This window comes from Rhizobium jaguaris, from assembly GCF_003627755.1.
GTDB classification, from domain to species: Bacteria; Pseudomonadota; Alphaproteobacteria; order Rhizobiales; family Rhizobiaceae; genus Rhizobium; species Rhizobium jaguaris.
The window spans coordinates 1172711-1187582 of sequence record NZ_CP032694.1 but is presented as its reverse complement, the minus strand read 5'-3'; the positions used below and the strand labels follow the sequence as shown (position 1 = coordinate 1187582).

General features: G+C 59.1%; 20 protein-coding genes and 1 pseudogene. 13 read left to right on the top strand and 8 right to left on the bottom strand.

What is annotated here, in order from left to right; translation table 11 throughout:
• The first annotated feature begins 98 nt into the window (after positions 1-98).
• Both CCGE525_RS05755 and CCGE525_RS05750 read left to right on the top strand, forming a co-directional pair.
• Positions 99-941, top strand: coding sequence for a protein-disulfide reductase DsbD domain-containing protein (locus CCGE525_RS05755; RefSeq protein ID WP_425375886.1), 843 nt, complete (start codon positions 99-101; stop codon positions 939-941).
• 82 nt (positions 942-1023) lie between these two features.
• Positions 1024-1509 (top strand): peroxiredoxin, encoded by a 486-nt coding sequence (locus CCGE525_RS05750; protein ID WP_120703445.1) that lies wholly within the window; start codon positions 1024-1026, stop codon positions 1507-1509.
• A gap of 50 nt (positions 1510-1559) precedes the next feature.
• On the opposite strand, the gene CCGE525_RS05745 is transcribed toward CCGE525_RS05750, so the two are convergent.
• Both CCGE525_RS05745 and CCGE525_RS05740 read right to left on the bottom strand, forming a co-directional pair.
• The gene (locus CCGE525_RS05745; RefSeq protein WP_120703444.1) at positions 1560-1868 is read right to left on the bottom strand and encodes a type II toxin-antitoxin system RelE/ParE family toxin; all 309 of its coding nucleotides are present in this window, start codon (positions 1866-1868) and stop codon (positions 1560-1562) included.
• Positions 1869-2114: a type II toxin-antitoxin system ParD family antitoxin gene (locus tag CCGE525_RS05740; protein ID WP_120703443.1), complete on the bottom strand. Its 246-nt coding sequence runs from the start codon at positions 2112-2114 to the stop codon at positions 1869-1871.
• A 177-nt stretch (positions 2115-2291) separates the two neighbouring features.
• On the opposite strand from CCGE525_RS05740, the gene CCGE525_RS39525 reads away from it, so the two are divergent.
• From CCGE525_RS39525 to CCGE525_RS05715, 6 genes and pseudogenes are all read left to right on the top strand, one after another.
• Positions 2292-2420, top strand: a complete 129-nt coding sequence (locus CCGE525_RS39525; protein ID WP_281024644.1) for a hypothetical protein — start codon at positions 2292-2294, stop codon at positions 2418-2420.
• Entirely contained in the window at positions 2417-3199 is a 783-nt protein-coding gene (locus CCGE525_RS05735; protein WP_120703442.1) for a metal ABC transporter ATP-binding protein, read from the top strand. The genes CCGE525_RS39525 and CCGE525_RS05735 overlap by 4 nt, the downstream gene beginning before the upstream one ends.
• Positions 3196-4068 (top strand): metal ABC transporter permease, encoded by an 873-nt coding sequence (locus CCGE525_RS05730; RefSeq protein ID WP_120703441.1) that lies wholly within the window; start codon positions 3196-3198, stop codon positions 4066-4068. Before CCGE525_RS05735 ends, CCGE525_RS05730 begins: the two co-directional genes overlap by 4 nt.
• Positions 4069-4088: 20 nt before the next feature.
• Complete coding sequence (locus CCGE525_RS05725) at positions 4089-4991, top strand: metal ABC transporter solute-binding protein, Zn/Mn family (RefSeq protein WP_120706277.1); 903 nt, start codon at positions 4089-4091, stop codon at positions 4989-4991.
• 206 nt (positions 4992-5197) lie between these two features.
• Positions 5198-5692: a MarR family winged helix-turn-helix transcriptional regulator gene (locus CCGE525_RS05720; RefSeq protein ID WP_120703440.1), complete on the top strand. Its 495-nt coding sequence runs from the start codon at positions 5198-5200 to the stop codon at positions 5690-5692.
• Positions 5689-6374, top strand: a pseudogene (locus tag CCGE525_RS05715) (GNAT family N-acetyltransferase). Before CCGE525_RS05720 ends, CCGE525_RS05715 begins: the two are co-directional and overlap by 4 nt.
• Positions 6375-6406: 32 nt before the next feature.
• On the opposite strand, the gene CCGE525_RS05710 reads toward CCGE525_RS05715, so the two are convergent.
• Positions 6407-6715: a Dabb family protein gene (locus CCGE525_RS05710; protein ID WP_120703439.1), complete on the bottom strand. Its 309-nt coding sequence runs from the start codon at positions 6713-6715 to the stop codon at positions 6407-6409.
• Positions 6716-7132: 417 nt separating this feature from the next.
• Here CCGE525_RS05710 and CCGE525_RS05705 point away from each other — a divergent pair, with 417 nt between their 5' ends.
• On the top strand, positions 7133-8437 hold the full coding sequence (locus CCGE525_RS05705; protein WP_162950131.1) for a COG3904 family protein: 1305 nt from the start codon (positions 7133-7135) through the stop codon (positions 8435-8437).
• An 83-nt stretch (positions 8438-8520) separates the two neighbouring features.
• On the opposite strand, the gene CCGE525_RS05700 is transcribed toward CCGE525_RS05705, so the two are convergent.
• Positions 8521-9552 (bottom strand): aldo/keto reductase, encoded by a 1032-nt coding sequence (locus tag CCGE525_RS05700; RefSeq protein ID WP_120703437.1) that lies wholly within the window; start codon positions 9550-9552, stop codon positions 8521-8523.
• Between the two features lie 153 nt (positions 9553-9705).
• Between CCGE525_RS05700 and CCGE525_RS05695 the strand changes: the two genes are divergently transcribed.
• Positions 9706-10332 carry a TetR/AcrR family transcriptional regulator gene (locus CCGE525_RS05695; protein ID WP_120703436.1) on the top strand — a complete coding sequence of 209 codons (627 nt, stop codon included), beginning with the start codon at positions 9706-9708 and terminating at the stop codon, positions 10330-10332.
• A gap of 88 nt (positions 10333-10420) precedes the next feature.
• Here the strand turns inward: CCGE525_RS05695 and CCGE525_RS05690 are convergent, their stop codons facing one another.
• A complete protein-coding gene (locus CCGE525_RS05690) occupies positions 10421-10705 on the bottom strand; it encodes an acylphosphatase (RefSeq protein ID WP_120703435.1) in 285 nt (94 codons plus the stop codon).
• A gap of 187 nt (positions 10706-10892) precedes the next feature.
• On the opposite strand from CCGE525_RS05690, the gene CCGE525_RS05685 reads away from it, so the two are divergent.
• The 3 genes from CCGE525_RS05685 (at position 10893) to CCGE525_RS05675 (ending at position 11912) form a co-directional block, all read left to right on the top strand.
• On the top strand, positions 10893-11216 hold the full coding sequence (locus CCGE525_RS05685; protein ID WP_120703434.1) for an ArsR/SmtB family transcription factor: 324 nt from the start codon (positions 10893-10895) through the stop codon (positions 11214-11216).
• Entirely contained in the window at positions 11213-11623 is a 411-nt protein-coding gene (locus tag CCGE525_RS05680; RefSeq protein ID WP_120703433.1) for an SRPBCC family protein, read from the top strand. The genes CCGE525_RS05685 and CCGE525_RS05680 overlap by 4 nt, the downstream gene beginning before the upstream one ends.
• A gap of 67 nt (positions 11624-11690) precedes the next feature.
• A complete protein-coding gene (locus tag CCGE525_RS05675; protein WP_120703432.1) occupies positions 11691-11912 on the top strand; it encodes a hypothetical protein in 222 nt (73 codons plus the stop codon).
• A gap of 248 nt (positions 11913-12160) precedes the next feature.
• Here CCGE525_RS05675 and rnhA read toward each other — a convergent pair whose 3' ends face one another.
• The 3 genes from rnhA to ispH all read right to left on the bottom strand — a co-directional run bounded on the left by rnhA (position 12161) and on the right by ispH (position 14769).
• Positions 12161-12601, bottom strand: coding sequence for a ribonuclease HI (rnhA, locus tag CCGE525_RS05670; protein ID WP_120703431.1), 441 nt, complete (start codon positions 12599-12601; stop codon positions 12161-12163).
• Entirely contained in the window at positions 12598-13563 is a 966-nt protein-coding gene (locus CCGE525_RS05665; RefSeq protein ID WP_120703430.1) for a homoserine kinase, read from the bottom strand. The genes rnhA and CCGE525_RS05665 overlap by 4 nt, the downstream gene beginning before the upstream one ends.
• 198 nt (positions 13564-13761) lie before the next feature.
• Complete coding sequence (gene ispH, locus CCGE525_RS05660) at positions 13762-14769, bottom strand: 4-hydroxy-3-methylbut-2-enyl diphosphate reductase (protein WP_120703429.1); 1008 nt, start codon at positions 14767-14769, stop codon at positions 13762-13764.
• Positions 14770-14872: the final 103 nt, after the last annotated feature.

Here is a 14872-nt window from a genome sequence, read left to right as displayed (position 1 = left end):
AAGATGCGGCAATGTCATAAATCAATCAACTGAAAATGATCATTTCTTGTCCGCGTCGTTCTGGCACAGCATCGCGCCATCCGGTAAATCCTTGTTCCATGATCGGAAAACTCTCCTTCGCTCCCCTGTTGACAACGCTGCTCGGAACGCTCGCGGCCGCAATACTGACTGACGGCACCGCCGCCCATGCGGCCATGAGCGGCTGGATAGACAATGAGGGCGGACGCATGCGGCTAGTGGCCCTGGCGCCGGACGCTCAGGGCCATATCCGCGCCGCGCTGCAGATCGAGCCGGCGCCCGGCTGGATCACCTATTGGCGTGAGCCCGGCGAAAGCGGTATTCCGCCACAGGTGAGCCCGGCGCCCGGAAGCGGCGTCACGTTGGAAAAGACCAGCTATCCGACACCCAAGCCGATCACCGTTGGCGTAATCCAGGAAATCGGCTATGACGCGCCGGTGACCTTGCCGCTCGAGTTCCGCGTCAATGGCAAACAGCCGGCGACACTCGACCTCACCGCCTTCATCGGGCTCTGCAAGGACATCTGCATCCCCTTCCAGGCCCAATTTTCGCTGCCGCTATCGGACGCCGGCCAGTCAGCTCCGCATGAGCAAGCCCTGCTGGACGCCGCCAATGCGTTGCTGCCGCAAGCCCCTTCCCCGGACTTTGCCGTCGAAAATCACGGACTTTCGGCAGATGCGAAGACCCTTTCGCTGCGCCTGACGCTGCCGGAAGCAAACGGCGAAGCGCCGCTAATCTATCTGACCGGCCCGGCCGGTTATGTCTTTTTCAAACAGGCCAACGGCAAACGCGACGGCAAGACTTTTGCGACCGAAATCGCCATCGGCAAGCTTCCGAAGAACTACGATATCAAAGGAAAAAGCTGGGGCATCCTCGTCGTCGACGGTGAACGCGCCATGGAAACCACGCTTGCGTTCGAATAGCCCGGATCTATAGTTTCGACCAACCGTTTTACTCACGGGGCGGCCATTCAAGCGCCCCAAATCGCAACCTAAGGAGAGTGCCATGACCATCGCTGTCGGCGATAAACTGCCCGCCGCCACGTTCAAGGAAAAGACCGCTGACGGTCCGGTTGAACTCACCACCGATCAGCTTTTCGCCGGCAAGCGCGTCGTGCTCTTCGCCGTTCCCGGCGCCTTTACGCCGACCTGTTCGCTGAACCATCTGCCGGGCTATCTGGAAAACCGTGATGCCATCCTCGCCAAGGGCGTCGACGACATCGCCGTGGTTGCCGTCAACGATTGGCATGTCATGGGCGCCTGGGCGCAATCTTCGGGCGGCATGGGCAAGATCCATTTCCTCGCCGACTGGGACGGCTCTTTCACCAAGGCGCTCGGCCTCGATATCGACCTCTCCGCCGGCGGCCTCGGCATTCGCTCCAAGCGCTATTCGATACTGGTGGAAGACGGCGTGGTGAAAGCGCTCAACATCGAGGAAAGCCCCGGCCAGGCAATCGTGTCGGGCGCGGCGGCGATGATCGAGCAGCTTTAGGCGCTAATTTCAATAGAGAGGCAAAGGACCACTCAGAGTGCTGCTTTGCCTCAATCCTCTTGATGGAAATGGCTGTCGAGATCGCGATGGCCTTCGAGTACATTCAAGACTTCAAAAACATCGTCGATATAATGAAAGAAGATTATGTAGCTCCGAAAGACAAAGCTACGCATATCATGTCTAAGTTCAGGCCTAGGACGTCCCATATGGCCCGGAAGCGACGCAAGATCAGAACATTTGCGGCGTAATGAGGTCGTAAATTTCAAAGCTATCTTCTGACTACCGCTCTCATGCGTGATAAATGTCAGGATATTGAGAATGTCGCTTTGCGCGTCTCTCGTGTAACGAAGCCGCGCCACTCAATACCCTTCTTTGGCGAGCTCAGCAGCTTTAGCATCCAAAGCTGCACCGAGCTCCTCATCGGAGATATCGCCGCCTGCGGCAATCGACGCCTCCAAAGTGCGGCGTAGCGAAGCAAGTTTTGCTTCGCGTTCCTCGACGAGTCGCAGACCTTCGCGCACCACCTCGCTCGCGGAACCATAGCGTCCTTCTTTCACGGCTCTCTCGACGAATTTTTCCAGACGCTCTCCGATAGAGACATTCATGGGTTTGCTCCGCTAATCTCGATATCCGATAACAATATATGCGCTATATATAGCATTCCCGCGACATTTTACAGTGTTGGTTGCATAGCAGCGGCTCAAACCATAGCCATCGCCGCTTTTTTGCCGCATTTTCTCCTTTACAAGACGTAATGTTATTACATTTACGGAAATTGCCGCATGCCTTTCAGCAGCGATCCCTTTGCCTCCTCCTTAATTGGGCGCTCTGTATTGACGCGTCTCGCCTTCGTTGCGATCGCCATCACAATCCTCTGGACAATGATCGGCTGGGCGGTGGAATTGGCATGAGTGTTCCGATCCGTCTTGACAACCTCACCGTCACCTATGAGCGCCATCCGGCCGTGCATCACGTTTCCGGTGCCTTCCAGCCCGGTAGTCTGACGGCGATTGCCGGGCCGAACGGGGCAGGCAAGTCGACGCTCCTGAAGGCGATCATCGGCGAATTGAGGCCGGCGGAAGGGTCTGTCGATCGCGGCGAGCTGACGCGCAATGATTTCGGCTATCTGCCACAAGCGGCCGACATCGTCAGGCATTTTCCGATCTCGGTGGCCGATACCATCATGCTCGGCGCCTGGAAAAATTCCGGTGCCTTCGGTCGTTTTTCGCGCGCTGACGCGGAGCGCGCCCGGGATGCGCTCGCAGCCGTGGGTCTGGCGGGCTTCGAGCGTCGCCACATCGGCTCGCTCTCTGCCGGGCAATTCCAGCGCGTACTCTTCGCGCGGCTTCTGCTGCAGGACGCCCGCATCATCCTTCTCGATGAGCCCTTTACCGCCATCGATCAGCGCACGACGCGCGACCTGCTCGACATTGTTCTGCGCTGGCACGGCGACGGCCGCACGGTGATTGCCGTACTGCATGATTTCGATCAGGTACGGGGGCATTTTCCCGAGACGCTGCTGATTGCCCGCGAACTGGTTGGCTGGGGCCGGACAGAGGACGTGATGAACCCCGATAATCTCATCAAGGCGCGGGCCATGGCGGAGCACTGGGACGAGGATGCTGGAGACTGCGCGCCGGAGCGGGAACCTGCTCACCGGAAATTGGCGAAGCGGGAGCCGGCCGAATGACGGCCTATGATATCTTTCTTTCCCCCTTTGCCGACTACGGCTTCATGCGGCGCGCACTCATCGCCTGCCTCTGCCTCGGCCTTGGCTCCGGACCGATCGGTGTCTTCCTGATGCTCCGGCGCATGAGCCTGATGGGCGATGCCATGAGTCATGCTGTCCTTCCCGGCGCAGCAATCGGATATCTGATCGCTGGCTCGCTATCGCTGACGGCGATGGGGCTAGGCGGACTTGTGGCCGGCTTATCGGTGGCGCTGCTCTCCGGCCTCGTCAGTCGCATGACGGTACTGCAGGAAGACGCGAGTTTCGCGAGCTTCTATCTGACGTCACTGGCGTTGGGCGTACTCATCGTATCGCTGCGTGGCTCTAATATCGATCTGCTGCATGTGCTCTTCGGTACGATCCTAGCGATCGACGCCCCTGCCCTCTACCAGATCGGCGCGATCACCACGGTGACGCTCCTGGTGCTCGCCGCCATCTACCGGCCATTGGTGATGGAGTGCTTCGATCCCGGCTTTCTGCGCGCCGTGGGCGGTCGGGGGCCGGTCTATCATTTCCTTTTCCTGCTGCTGGTGGTGCTTAACCTTGTGGCCAGCTTCCAGGCGCTCGGGACGTTGATGGCGGTCGGGCTGATGATGTTGCCGGCGGCAATCGCGCAACTCTGGTCGCGCAGCCTGCCCGCGATGATGACAATCGCGGCGGCAACGGCGACCGCGTCGGGCTATATCGGGCTCGTCGCTTCCTACCATCTCGAGTTCGCCTCCGGCCCGACCATCATCATCACGGCGAGCCTGATCTATGGCTTTTCCATTCTGTTCGCACCGTCTGGCCTAGCCCGCCGGTTTATTCCCCGCCCCCATCTCAGGGGCTAATTTTGATCAAGGAGATTATCGTGACCAAATATAGACTGCTTCTCTCCACGGCGCTGCCGGCCTTCATCGCCTTCGGCATCGCCGCACCGGCTTCTGCCGAAACCTTGAATGTCGTTGCCTCGTTCACCGTGCTGGCCGATGTCGTCAAGCAGGTGGGCGGCGACCATGTGAAGGTGTCGAGCCTGGTCGGCCCGAACGGCGACCCCCATGAATTCGAGCCAGCGCCGGCCGACGCCAAGAAACTAAATGCGGCCAAGGTCACCTTCGTTAGCGGAGAAGGTCTGGAAGGCTGGATGGATCGGTTGATCGGCGCGTCCGGCTACAAGGGCATGCCGATTGTCGTCTCGGAGGGGATCAACACCCGCACCATGGTCGACGACGGCAAGACTATCGCCGATCCGCATGTCTGGAACAGCCCGGTCAATGTGAAGGTCTGGGTCGCCAATATCGAAAAGGCGCTGATAGCAGCCGATCCGGCCGACGCTGCCGATTTCAAGGCCAATGCCGAACGCTACACCAAGACGCTGAGCGATCTAGATGCCTATGCGCACAGCAAGTTCGACAAGATCCCGGAAGATCGCCGCAAGGTGCTGACCAGCCATGACGCCTTCGGCTATTTCGGCCGCGAATACAACGTCAACTTCCTGTCGCCGCTTGGCGTCTCGACCGAAACCGAGGCCTCGGCCGCCGGGGTCGCCAAGCTGATCGAGCAAATCAAAACCGAGCACGTGAAGACCTATTTCTTCGAGAACTCGAACGATCCGCGCCTGGTCAAGCAGGTTGCCAAGGCCACGGGTGCTGAGCCCGGCGGCGAACTCTATGTCGAATCTCTCTCCAAGGCCAACGGCCCTGCTCCGACATATGAAAAAATGTTCCGTTATAACGTTGATCAGCTCGCTGCTGCCATGGCGAAATCAAGCTGAGTCCAGCCGGACAAACCGGGGCTGCGGGCGCATGTCCGCGGCCCCGTTGTTCAAAAGACTGAGATCGAAAACCGGCGGGCCGACATGGCCACCATTGGTCAACGAGGCAATGGTTCACTCACAGTTTTGTGCTCCAACCAAAGGAGAGCTCGACAATTACATATCAAGTTATATAATAGCTTATGTAAATCGGAGAGGAACGTGTCTTGGTTGAAGATATCGTGAAATCGCTGGGCTTCCTCTGCCTCGGCAGCCGTTTCCGCCGTATTGGCGAACGCCTTCAGGCCGATACGCAGCAGATCATCGAAGAGCTCGGCGTCTCCATCCAGTCTGCTCATTATCCCTTTCTCGCGGCGATCGATCGCGCCGGTCCGCTGACCATCGGCGAACTCGCCCAGGCAGTCGGCATCACTCAGCCGGGTGCCACGCGCTCCGTCTCGCAGCTTCTGGAACAAGGTTACGTCGACATGCAGGCCTCGGCCAAGGATCAGCGCCGAAGACTGGTCTCGCTGACACCGAACGGACAGGAACTCGTCGATTATTCGAAACGATCGGTCTGGCCGCGCGTCGAACAGGCGGTGACCGAGCTTTGCGGCGATATCTCCAGACCGCTTCTGGAACAACTCGCAGCAATCGAGGATGGGCTTGCCGAAGCGCCGCTTGTCCGTCGAGGCAATCGCGACAAGGAGCAGAAACCATGAGCCATATTCTTGACCGTCCGGCCTGGAACGCGCTTCAAACCGCCCACGCGACTTTGGCCGAAGGCAGCGAGCGCGCCCGTCGCTATCCGCCCTCCATCGTGCCTTTCGCAGCCCCAGCCGACGATACGGTCGAAAGCCTCGAAGCTCTGGCGAACCTGCCGGCCGGCGACGAGGTCATGGCGCTCGTCGAAGCCAACCCCATCACGATCCCCCAGGGACTGACGGTTGTCTTCGAAGACAAGCTGGTGCAGATGATCGCCGAACGGCCCTATGAACGGATCTCGGACAGCCGGATCGAGCCGCTGACGGAAGCCGATGCGGCCGACATGCTCGCCCTGGCCACGCTGACCAAGCCCGGTCCCTTCACGCTCCGCGCCCAGAGCCTCGGCACCTTTTGGGGGTAAAGATCGATGGCCGCCTCGTTGCTATGGCCGGCCAACGCATGCGCCAGCCCGGTTTTACAGAACTCAGCGGCCTTTGCACCCATCCCGATTTTCAGGGACGCGGCCTCGGCACCCTGCTCTTTCGCTTCGTTGCCGGCGATATCTCGGCGAGGGACGAGACCGTCTACCTGCATGCCTATGCAGCGAACACACCGGCCGTCTCGCTTTACAAGGCGATGGGTTTTCGCCTGCGCTCCGAGATGAATCTCACAGTCGTCACGCCCCGGCGGCCGGCATGAGGCCGCGGGCACATGCCGGCGGTCCTCCTTGTTTAAAGATTGAGGTCGAAAACCAGCAGACCGGCAAGACCACCATCGCTTGACGAGACGATGCGCTCACCGACGGCGACGTGTTCTGGGTGCACGAGATAGGCATCACGCGCTTCGGGGCTCTCAAACGTCACCACGAACCCATCGACGAAGCCGCCATGTAGCCCCTCCGGAGAGACATTCGGCCCGTATTTGACATCGATGATGCCGGGAATGACCTGCTTCAAAGCGGCGATGGACTCGAAGAGCGCCTTTTTCTCATCCTGTGTCATGGCGGATTTGAGCCTCATGAAAACGCAATGCAGGATCATATTTATCTCCCTAGATGTTTGGCGCAGCATAGAGGGAAAGGGCCGTGGGGCAAGATACCACCGTCGTGGTCTTCGCGCTTTTCGGCAGCGACGACAATGTATGCAGGTGGCCCGAAGTGGCCATTACATGACTTTGCAGGGTTAGCGGAAGCCTCGCAATGCGTGCCGACCAGGCTATGACAAGAGTGGAGCCCTGTATCTATTTGTGGGCCAACTCTTCGGTATCGTGTGCACGTATTAGCCTCCCGCCCCCACCAAAGTCTGAATCAGTGCGCAACTCCCAATCCTCAACCTATCGATCCGCAAGCGCCCTTTTGGTGGAATTATCCACTGTCTCCAATCGCGATTTTTCTAAAAATGGTTGTATCAAAGAGGCCCGAGGCAATAGCATTTACTCTGCTATTTGTGAGGCGTTTCATGACTATTCGTTTAGGCTTTCTGGCAAGCTTTTGCTTGATCATCGTAAGCTTTTTTCTGCCCTTGGTTGCCGCCATACCGACCGCCGCAGCCGCACAGGCGCCCGAAGAGTGGCCGATGAATTTCGCTCTGGTTCGGAGCGGCAATTGCAAGGAAATCTGCGTCCAATGGATATCTGCCGAAGGCAAGATAACGGCTGACACGCCCAAACGATTTAAGGAGCTTCTGAAGAGCCTCAAAGGCCAAAAACTTTCTGTCGTGTTTCAGTCTCGCGGCGGAGATGTGGATGCGGCGCTCTCGGTTGGACGTATGATCCGAGCTGCCGGCCTCGAAACCGCGGTGGGCAGGACGCAGTTAAATGATTGCCCGATGATGGTGCCGCGCTGTGCAGAAAAGATCGTCAGGGACGGCTGGTCGGAAGGCGAAGTTCGCGCTGGAGCAGCGTACTGTTTCTCGGCTTGCCCATTCGTCCTGGCAGGAGGCAGAGTGCGCGCTGCGGCTACTAACGCATATATCGGCCTTCATCAGATAACAAATGGCCCAAATCGTCAGGATACAGGAAGAAGAAACCTCGATGAGATATCGACGAAGGCCGATCCAGCGCTGAAGCGGAGGCTTTCCATTTACCTCGACGAAATGGGCGTCAGCAGTGATGACGTGTTCGCTATGATGGGGCTAGCAACACCGGAAGGACTCTACTACGTCCAAAGCGCCGAAGCGCTCAAGTCAGGCGTCATTACGAAAGTCTTCTCGTACGCCGACGAACCGGGTGATGTCGTTCGTGGAACCGGGCTCAAAACAGCCACGCCGTCCCCAGTGGATTCCGACTCTTCGCTGGACTTGAAGAAGCCAGATTACATGTGTCACATCGTCAATCAAGCATATGTAAATACTAGAAAGACCGCGATCTATCGAGAAACCGTCAACTTCGTAGAGCCTAGTGGCCTAAGGCTGTTGGTGGAAGGCCTCAGAACCGCTTCGGGAGCTTTTGAGAAGTGGGGAAGCCAATCAAAATGGGCTAGAGGGACAGCCCCACATGCTGTCGAAGGCTATCCAAGGTTTACGTCCTGTACGTACGTTGACGGCGGTGAGGGACCGCACTTTCGTGCGTACTGGCACAACCGCTACCCGTCTCAAACGGCCAGTGCCGATGTCTGGTTGACTCCAGATATTCAAAGGCTGAGCAAGGTGGTCCGTCGTTTTCCTACCGACGACATTCGGTATCCTTCCAAAACTTTATTGGCGACTATGGATTATGATGTCGCGCGTGCGGTCGCTCCCTCGGTCGAAGACCTCGTGCAGTGAGCGGGTTTCGCTTACCCGCTGGACTATTCTCCTCGCACCGGCGGCCGGTGCCCTGAACCTTCAGAACACCGGCCCCACCCCGCTCACGCAGCGGCGCGGTCAGCCATTGGTCGGCGGCGCAACACCGCCTTCAAAATCGCCGGTGGATTGTAGGCGGCCTCTAGCGGTCCGACGTCGGTGCCAGGCGGGACAATCGCGTCGATCCGATCGAGTATTTCGTCTGTCAGGCGCACCTCGGCGCCAGCGAGCAGATCGTCGAGATGCTCCATCCTCCGGGGACCGATGATTGCCGATGTGACGCCGGGGTGAGCCATCACGAAAGCCAGCGCCATATGCGTCAGCGGCAGCCCCGCCTCCTCTGCCAGAGGGATGAGCTGCTCGACAGCATGCAGCCTGCGTTCATCGGACATCTGTGTGGGGAACCGTCTGGCGCGGCCGCTATCAGGCTGCGGCTGGCCCTTCCGATAACGGCCGGTGAGCATGCCCATTGCTAGCGGGCTCCACACCATCGCGCCCATGCCGTACCGCTCGCAGGCGGGCAGCACCTCGCGTTCGATACCGCGGTTCAGGATCGAATAGGGCGGCTGTTCGGTGCGGAAGCGCGCCAGCCCGCGCCGCTCTGCAACCCACTGGGCCTCGATGATCTCCGAGACCGGGAACGTCGATGATCCGATCGCGCGTATCTTTCCCGCCCGCATCAGATCGGTGAGGGCCGAAAGAGTTTCCTCGATGTCGGTATCCGGTGCCGGCCGATGAATCTGATAGAGATCGACATGGTCGGTCTGCAGGCGACGCAACGAAGCGTCCAATTCCTGGGTCAGCCAACGCCGGGAATTGCCTTGCTGGTTGGGGTCGTCGCCCATCGGGAGATGTGCCTTGGTGGCCAGCACGACATTGTCGCGCCGCCCCTTGAGGGCCTTCCCGACGATCTCTTCCGATTCACCTCGACTATAGGCATCTGCGGTATCGATGAAATTGATCCCTGCGTCCAAGGCCTTGTGGATGATCCGGACGCCTTCGTCGTGGTCGGGATTGCCCGCAGCACCGAACATCATCGCGCCGAGGCAAAAGGGGCTGACTTTGATGCCGGTTTTTCCCAGTGTGCGGTATCGCATAGTCCATTCCTTCCTTTGTGGATTGATCGGTGATCAGCGCCGCCCTTTGGCGCGATGATGTGTGGCCAACACCGCCACACCGTGTTAAAAAACAAACGGAATGTTATTCCGTTTTATACGGAACATTGTTCCGTTTAGCAAATGGAAAATTGCATGGGCGATAAATTTGACAAACAGGATGATGCCCTGGAGGCAGCGAACCCGACGGAACGGCGGGTGCGAGCCGACGCGCAGCGCAATCTCGACGGACTGCTGCAATCGGCCATGACGGTCTTTGCGGCGTCGGGGGTTGACGCGCCAGTCCGGGAAATCGCAAAGCAAGCCGGCGTCGGCGTCGGCACCGTCTATCGCCACTTTCCGCAGCGCTCCGATCTCATCAAGGCAGTCTTTCGTCGCGAGATCGATGCCTGCGCGGATGCGGCATCCGTGTTGGCCAAAGAGCACGAGCCCGGCGAAGCGCTGGCGCGGTGGATGCAGCGTTACGTTGACTTCCTCTCAGCCAAACGCGGGTTGGCCGCGGCCCTGCACTCCGGTGACCCTGCCTACGAAGCCTTGCCGACCTATTTCGACAAGCGGCTCCGTCCGACGCTGGAATCATTGCTCAGCGCTGCGGCTATGGCGGGCGAAATGCGTTCGGGGGTCGAGCCAAATGACCTTCTACGCGCGGTCGCAAGCCTCTGCACATCTGCGAACGACGTCGGAGCCGATCATGCGAGGCGGATGGTCGCCCTTCTGGTCGATGGCCTGCGCTATGGGGCGAATGGGCACAACCGCGGGTGAGACTGGCAGGGCATTACCCTCCCCGTAACTTGCGCCATTGGCACATTTGAACCCAGCGGAGATTGGATGTTTGCCATAACAGGCACTGTTAGTGGGCGATGCGGAATCCCGTCGGCATCTCCGCGAGTGCGGTCGGCTGCTTCTCCACACGGGAAACCGACGCGCCAGGAGGCCCCTTCCAGAAACGTTCGACCATGGTCGAAATCGCGGTATCGGATCCCACAATCAGCGCGGCTACAGACCCATCCGATTCGTTGCGAACCCATCCGGTCAAGCCGAGCCTCAGCGCTTCATCGCGTGTCCAGACACGGAAACTGACACCCTGTACCCTGCCGGTTACCCGTACCAGAGCAGCCTCATGATCATCGGACATAGCTGCCTCCTCTGGCAACAACATCAAAATGGGAATTGCAACGAACGCTGTCGATAGATGGTACCCCTTCCCGCATGAACGGCAAAGGTTCCTCGATCGGATCATTGTGTCGATTCCCGTCCCGGCTTGACTCATTCATAGCCAAGCAGCTATACGTCAATTCATAGCCGTATAGGTATGAATTGAGATGTCGAATGCACATGACTTGCTGTTCCGAACACTTGCCGATCCGACTCGCCGGGCCATTTTCGAGCGGCTGTGCCGCGAGGGGGAAAAAACTGTCGCAGCGCTGACGGCACGGGCCGGAGTTTCGCAGCCCGTCGTCTCAAAGCATCTTGCCGCCCTGAAGCGCGCCGGCCTGGTGCGCGATCGCCCCGAAGGTCGCCAGACGCATTATAGCGCGCAGCTTGCAGCGCTGGCGCCGCTGACAGACTGGACAAACGAGATGACCGGGTTCTGGGAGAACCGGTTCGACGACCTTGAAGATCTACTCAGAAGGATGGACCAATGAACGAAACGTCAACCGAGATACGCTCCGTTGTTGTCGAGCGGGACGTCGCCTTTCCGCCGGAAAAGATTTGGCGCGCGCTCACCCAGCCGCATCTCATCGAAGAATGGCTCATGAAGAACGACTTCAAGCCAAATGTGGATCACCGTTTCAAGCTTAGCGCCGATTGGGGCTCCGTCGATTGTCGCGTTCTGGAAGTCGAGCCGAACAAAACCCTGTCTTACACATGGGATGCCTATGGTCTGGAGAGCGTCGTCGTGTGGACGCTTACACCGACAAGCGCAGGAACCCACCTCCGCATGGAGCAGTCAGGCTTCCGGCCCGATCAGCAGCAGGCTTATGTCGGCGCCCAATACGGATGGCAGAAATTCTTCGCAAACCTGGAGCAGGTTTTAGCGCGCGCAGATTGAAATCCGATCGACCATATTTGAGCGACGAGAAGCAAGAGCGGATAGGCTCGCCTTTGGAGGAGGCAAAATGAATTGGAGTAAGTATATTCGGCAGGTCCATCGTTGGCTTTCCATCATCTTTACGGTGACGGTTATCGCCAACTTCGTCGCCATGGGGGTCGGGACACCGCCACCTTGGGTGGTCTACTCGCCACTGCCGCCGCTCTTCCTGCTATTGTTCACTGGCCTATACATGTTCGCGCTGCCCTACACCGCCGCAAGGCGCAGTGCAGCAAGCATCGGTGAATAGGGGCGATAGCCAGCGGATGGGCGGCCGCGTCCAGAAATTGCTGGACACGGCGCCTCACCCCATTCATTCAACACCGAGGTCGGTGACTGACCATTCGCCACCCCGTTTGGCCGGTTGCCATCCCATTGGACAGACAAGAGCTACGCTTCCTATGGCCCGGTCGACAGAACCAAAAAGTGAAAAATGGAATGGGCCGTGGCCGACCTATACCAGCCCGGCACATGCCTCGCTTTATCCATGACTGAAAGTTACTTCCTCTTGAAAGGCTCCATGCCCTTGCGGGCCAACTCGTCGGCCCGCTCGTTTTCCGGGTGCCCCGCATGGCCCTTGATCCAATGCAGCGTTACCTTGTGACGATTATAGGTGTCATCAAGCGCTTGCCACAGCTCGGCATTCTTCACCGGCTTCTTGTCGGCGGTCTTCCAGCCGTTCTTCTTCCAGCCGAAGATCCACTTGGTAATGCCGTCCTTGACGTAGACGCTGTCGGTATAGAGATCGACCTCGCAAGGCGTCTTCAGCGCGCCGAGGGCAGAAATTGCTGCCATCAGCTCCATGCGATTGTTGGTCGTCTCCGCCTCGCCGCCGGACAATTCCTTCTCCACCCCGCCGTAGCGAAGCACGGCGCCCCAGCCGCCGGGACCGGGATTGCCGGAGCAGGCTCCATCTGTGAAGATATCGACGTGTTTCATGCCTTGAGCCCGTATTCGGCGCTCGAGGCGATCTGGCGATGGAAGCGCAGCTTGCGCAGATATTCGATCGGGTCTTTCTTGGTAACCAACGCGCCGACAGGCGTCGTCAGCCAATCGTAGAGGCGGGTCAGGAAGAAGCGCAGCGCCGAGCCGCGCGACAGCGTCGGCAGGGCGGCGATTTCGGCGTCGGACAGCGGCCGCACGCTCTGATAGCCTTCTAAAAGCGCCATGCCCTTGGTGATGTTGTAAGCGCCGTCTTTCTCGAAACACCAGGCGTTGAGGCAGATCGAGACGTCGTAGGCGAGCAGATCGTTACAGGCAAAATAGAAATCGATCAGGCCGGAAAGCTCGTCGCCGAGGAAGAAGACATTGTCCGGGAACAGATCGGCATGGATGACGCCTTCCGGCAGGTCCTTCGGCCAATAGCGCCCGAGGAAATCGAGTTCGCTGCGGATCTCGTCCTGCAGGCCGGGCTCGACCTCGTCGGCGCGCGCTTCCGATTTTTCCCAGAGCCCCTGCCAACCTTCAAGCGACAGCGCATTCGGCCGCTTGATGGCGAAACCTTCGCCGGCGACATGCATCGTGGCTAGCGCCTTACCGACCTCACGGCAATGTTTTGCCTCGGGCTTGCGCAGCCACATCCCTTCGAGGAAGGAGATCAGCGCCGCCGGACGGCCGGAGAGATGGCCAAGCAACGCGCCGTCCTTGCGCGGCAAGGGCAGCGGGCAGGAAAGGCCGTGGCTCGCCAGGTGCTGCATCAGGCCGAGGAAAAACGGCAGGTCGCTCTTCTCGACGCGCTTCTCATAGAGCGTCAAGATCAACGGTTCGCGCGACGTATGCAGCAGGAAGTTGGAGTTTTCGACGCCCTCGGCGATGCCCTTGTAGGAGAGCAATGTGCCGACATCATATTCCGTCAGGAACCACTTCAAATCGTCTTCGGTAATATCGGTATAAACGGCCACGAATTATTCCCTGTTTGATACACGCCGGCCACCGCAACCATCCGCCCTCGTGGTGCCGAGACGGCCCTGCGGGCTTCCTCACCATGAGGGCTGATCTTTGGCACCTGGTGGCGAAATCTCTCCACCTCGTCCTGAGATGCCCCGGCGATGCAGTGTCAGCGCAAGCGGCAAGGCCTCGAAGGACGAGGTGGCCATTCTTCAATCTCCATTGACGAAGGCCATGTCGGCCACCGTCAGTTCGACATTGCGCAGCTCGCGATTGACGAGGAAATTCTCGGTCTCCTTGACCGTTTCAGCAAGCTCCACAACAGCATTGTAGCGGGCGCGGAAGGCCTCGATGATCTCGTTGACGATGACTTCAGGTGCCGATGCGCCAGCCGAGAGACCGACGGTTTTGACTTTACCGATATCGTCCCAATCGATCTCGGAGGCGCGCTGGACAAGCACGGATTTCCTAGCCCCTGCCCTGAGCGCCACCTCGACGAGGCGCTTGGAGTTGGACGAATTCGGTGCGCCGACAACGATGAAGAGATCGCAGCCCGGAGCTGCTTCCTTCACCACTTCCTGGCGGTTGGTCGTGGCGTAGCAGATCGAATCAGCGGATGGTGCTGTGAGATTCGGGAAACGCTGCTGCAACCGCGCGATGACACCGGCGGTGTCGTCGACGGAAAGCGTCGTCTGCGTAACGAAGCCGAGATTGTCGGGATCGGCAGGCTGATAGGCATCTGCATCCTCCACCGTCTCGATCAAAGACACCGCACCCTCCGGAAGCTGGCCCATAGTCCCGATCACTTCCGGGTGGCCGGCATGGCCGATGAGGATGACATGGCGACCGAGGCGGTTATGCCGCATGGCCTGCTTGTGCACCTTGGAGACCAGTGGGCAGGTGGCATCGAGATAGAAGAGATTGCGCGCATCGGCATCCGCCGGCACGGCCTTCGGTACGCCATGGGCGGAAAAGACAACAGGCTGAGCGCGATGCTCCGCAGGAATCTCGTCCAGTTCCTCGACGAAGACGGCGCCCTTGGCCTCCAGCCCTTCGACGACATAGCGGTTATGCACGATCTCATGACGGACATAGACCGGCGCGCCATAGGCCTTCAGCGCCAGCACGACGATCTGGATGGCGCGATCGACGCCAGCGCAGAAGCCGCGCGGACCGCAGAGCCGGATGGTCAGGTCAGATTTGGAAACCGCTATGTTCATCTCTCTTCCGAAATCAGTGACGATGGCGAAGCTATAGATAGGTTCGCCCCCGCCGCTTGCTCTATTTGGTGCGCATGATCTTATCCAAAAACCGCAGCGCACT

Bases quoted from the DNA above. Each gene is read 5' to 3' on its own strand.
- CCGE525_RS05755 (WP_425375886.1), top strand. From the start codon at position 99: ATGATCGGAAAACTCTCCTTCGCTCCCCTGTTGACAACGCTGCTCGGA.
- CCGE525_RS05750 (WP_120703445.1), top strand. From the start codon at position 1,024: ATGACCATCGCTGTCGGCGATAAACTGCCCGCCGCCACGTTCAAGGAA.
- CCGE525_RS05740 (WP_120703443.1), bottom strand. From the start codon at position 2,114: ATGAATGTCTCTATCGGAGAGCGTCTGGAAAAATTCGTCGAGAGAGCC.
- CCGE525_RS39525 (WP_281024644.1), top strand. From the start codon at position 2,292: ATGCCTTTCAGCAGCGATCCCTTTGCCTCCTCCTTAATTGGGCGCTCT.
- CCGE525_RS05735 (WP_120703442.1), top strand. From the start codon at position 2,417: ATGAGTGTTCCGATCCGTCTTGACAACCTCACCGTCACCTATGAGCGC.
- CCGE525_RS05730 (WP_120703441.1), top strand. From the start codon at position 3,196: ATGACGGCCTATGATATCTTTCTTTCCCCCTTTGCCGACTACGGCTTC.
- CCGE525_RS05710 (WP_120703439.1), bottom strand. From the start codon at position 6,715: ATGATCCTGCATTGCGTTTTCATGAGGCTCAAATCCGCCATGACACAG.
- CCGE525_RS05705 (WP_162950131.1), top strand. From the start codon at position 7,133: ATGACTATTCGTTTAGGCTTTCTGGCAAGCTTTTGCTTGATCATCGTA.
- CCGE525_RS05700 (WP_120703437.1), bottom strand. From the start codon at position 9,552: ATGCGATACCGCACACTGGGAAAAACCGGCATCAAAGTCAGCCCCTTT.
- CCGE525_RS05695 (WP_120703436.1), top strand. From the start codon at position 9,706: ATGGGCGATAAATTTGACAAACAGGATGATGCCCTGGAGGCAGCGAAC.
- CCGE525_RS05690 (WP_120703435.1), bottom strand. From the start codon at position 10,705: ATGTCCGATGATCATGAGGCTGCTCTGGTACGGGTAACCGGCAGGGTA.
- CCGE525_RS05685 (WP_120703434.1), top strand. From the start codon at position 10,893: ATGTCGAATGCACATGACTTGCTGTTCCGAACACTTGCCGATCCGACT.
- CCGE525_RS05680 (WP_120703433.1), top strand. From the start codon at position 11,213: ATGAACGAAACGTCAACCGAGATACGCTCCGTTGTTGTCGAGCGGGAC.
- CCGE525_RS05675 (WP_120703432.1), top strand. From the start codon at position 11,691: ATGAATTGGAGTAAGTATATTCGGCAGGTCCATCGTTGGCTTTCCATC.
- rnhA (WP_120703431.1), bottom strand. From the start codon at position 12,601: ATGAAACACGTCGATATCTTCACAGATGGAGCCTGCTCCGGCAATCCC.
- ispH (WP_120703429.1), bottom strand. From the start codon at position 14,769: ATGAACATAGCGGTTTCCAAATCTGACCTGACCATCCGGCTCTGCGGT.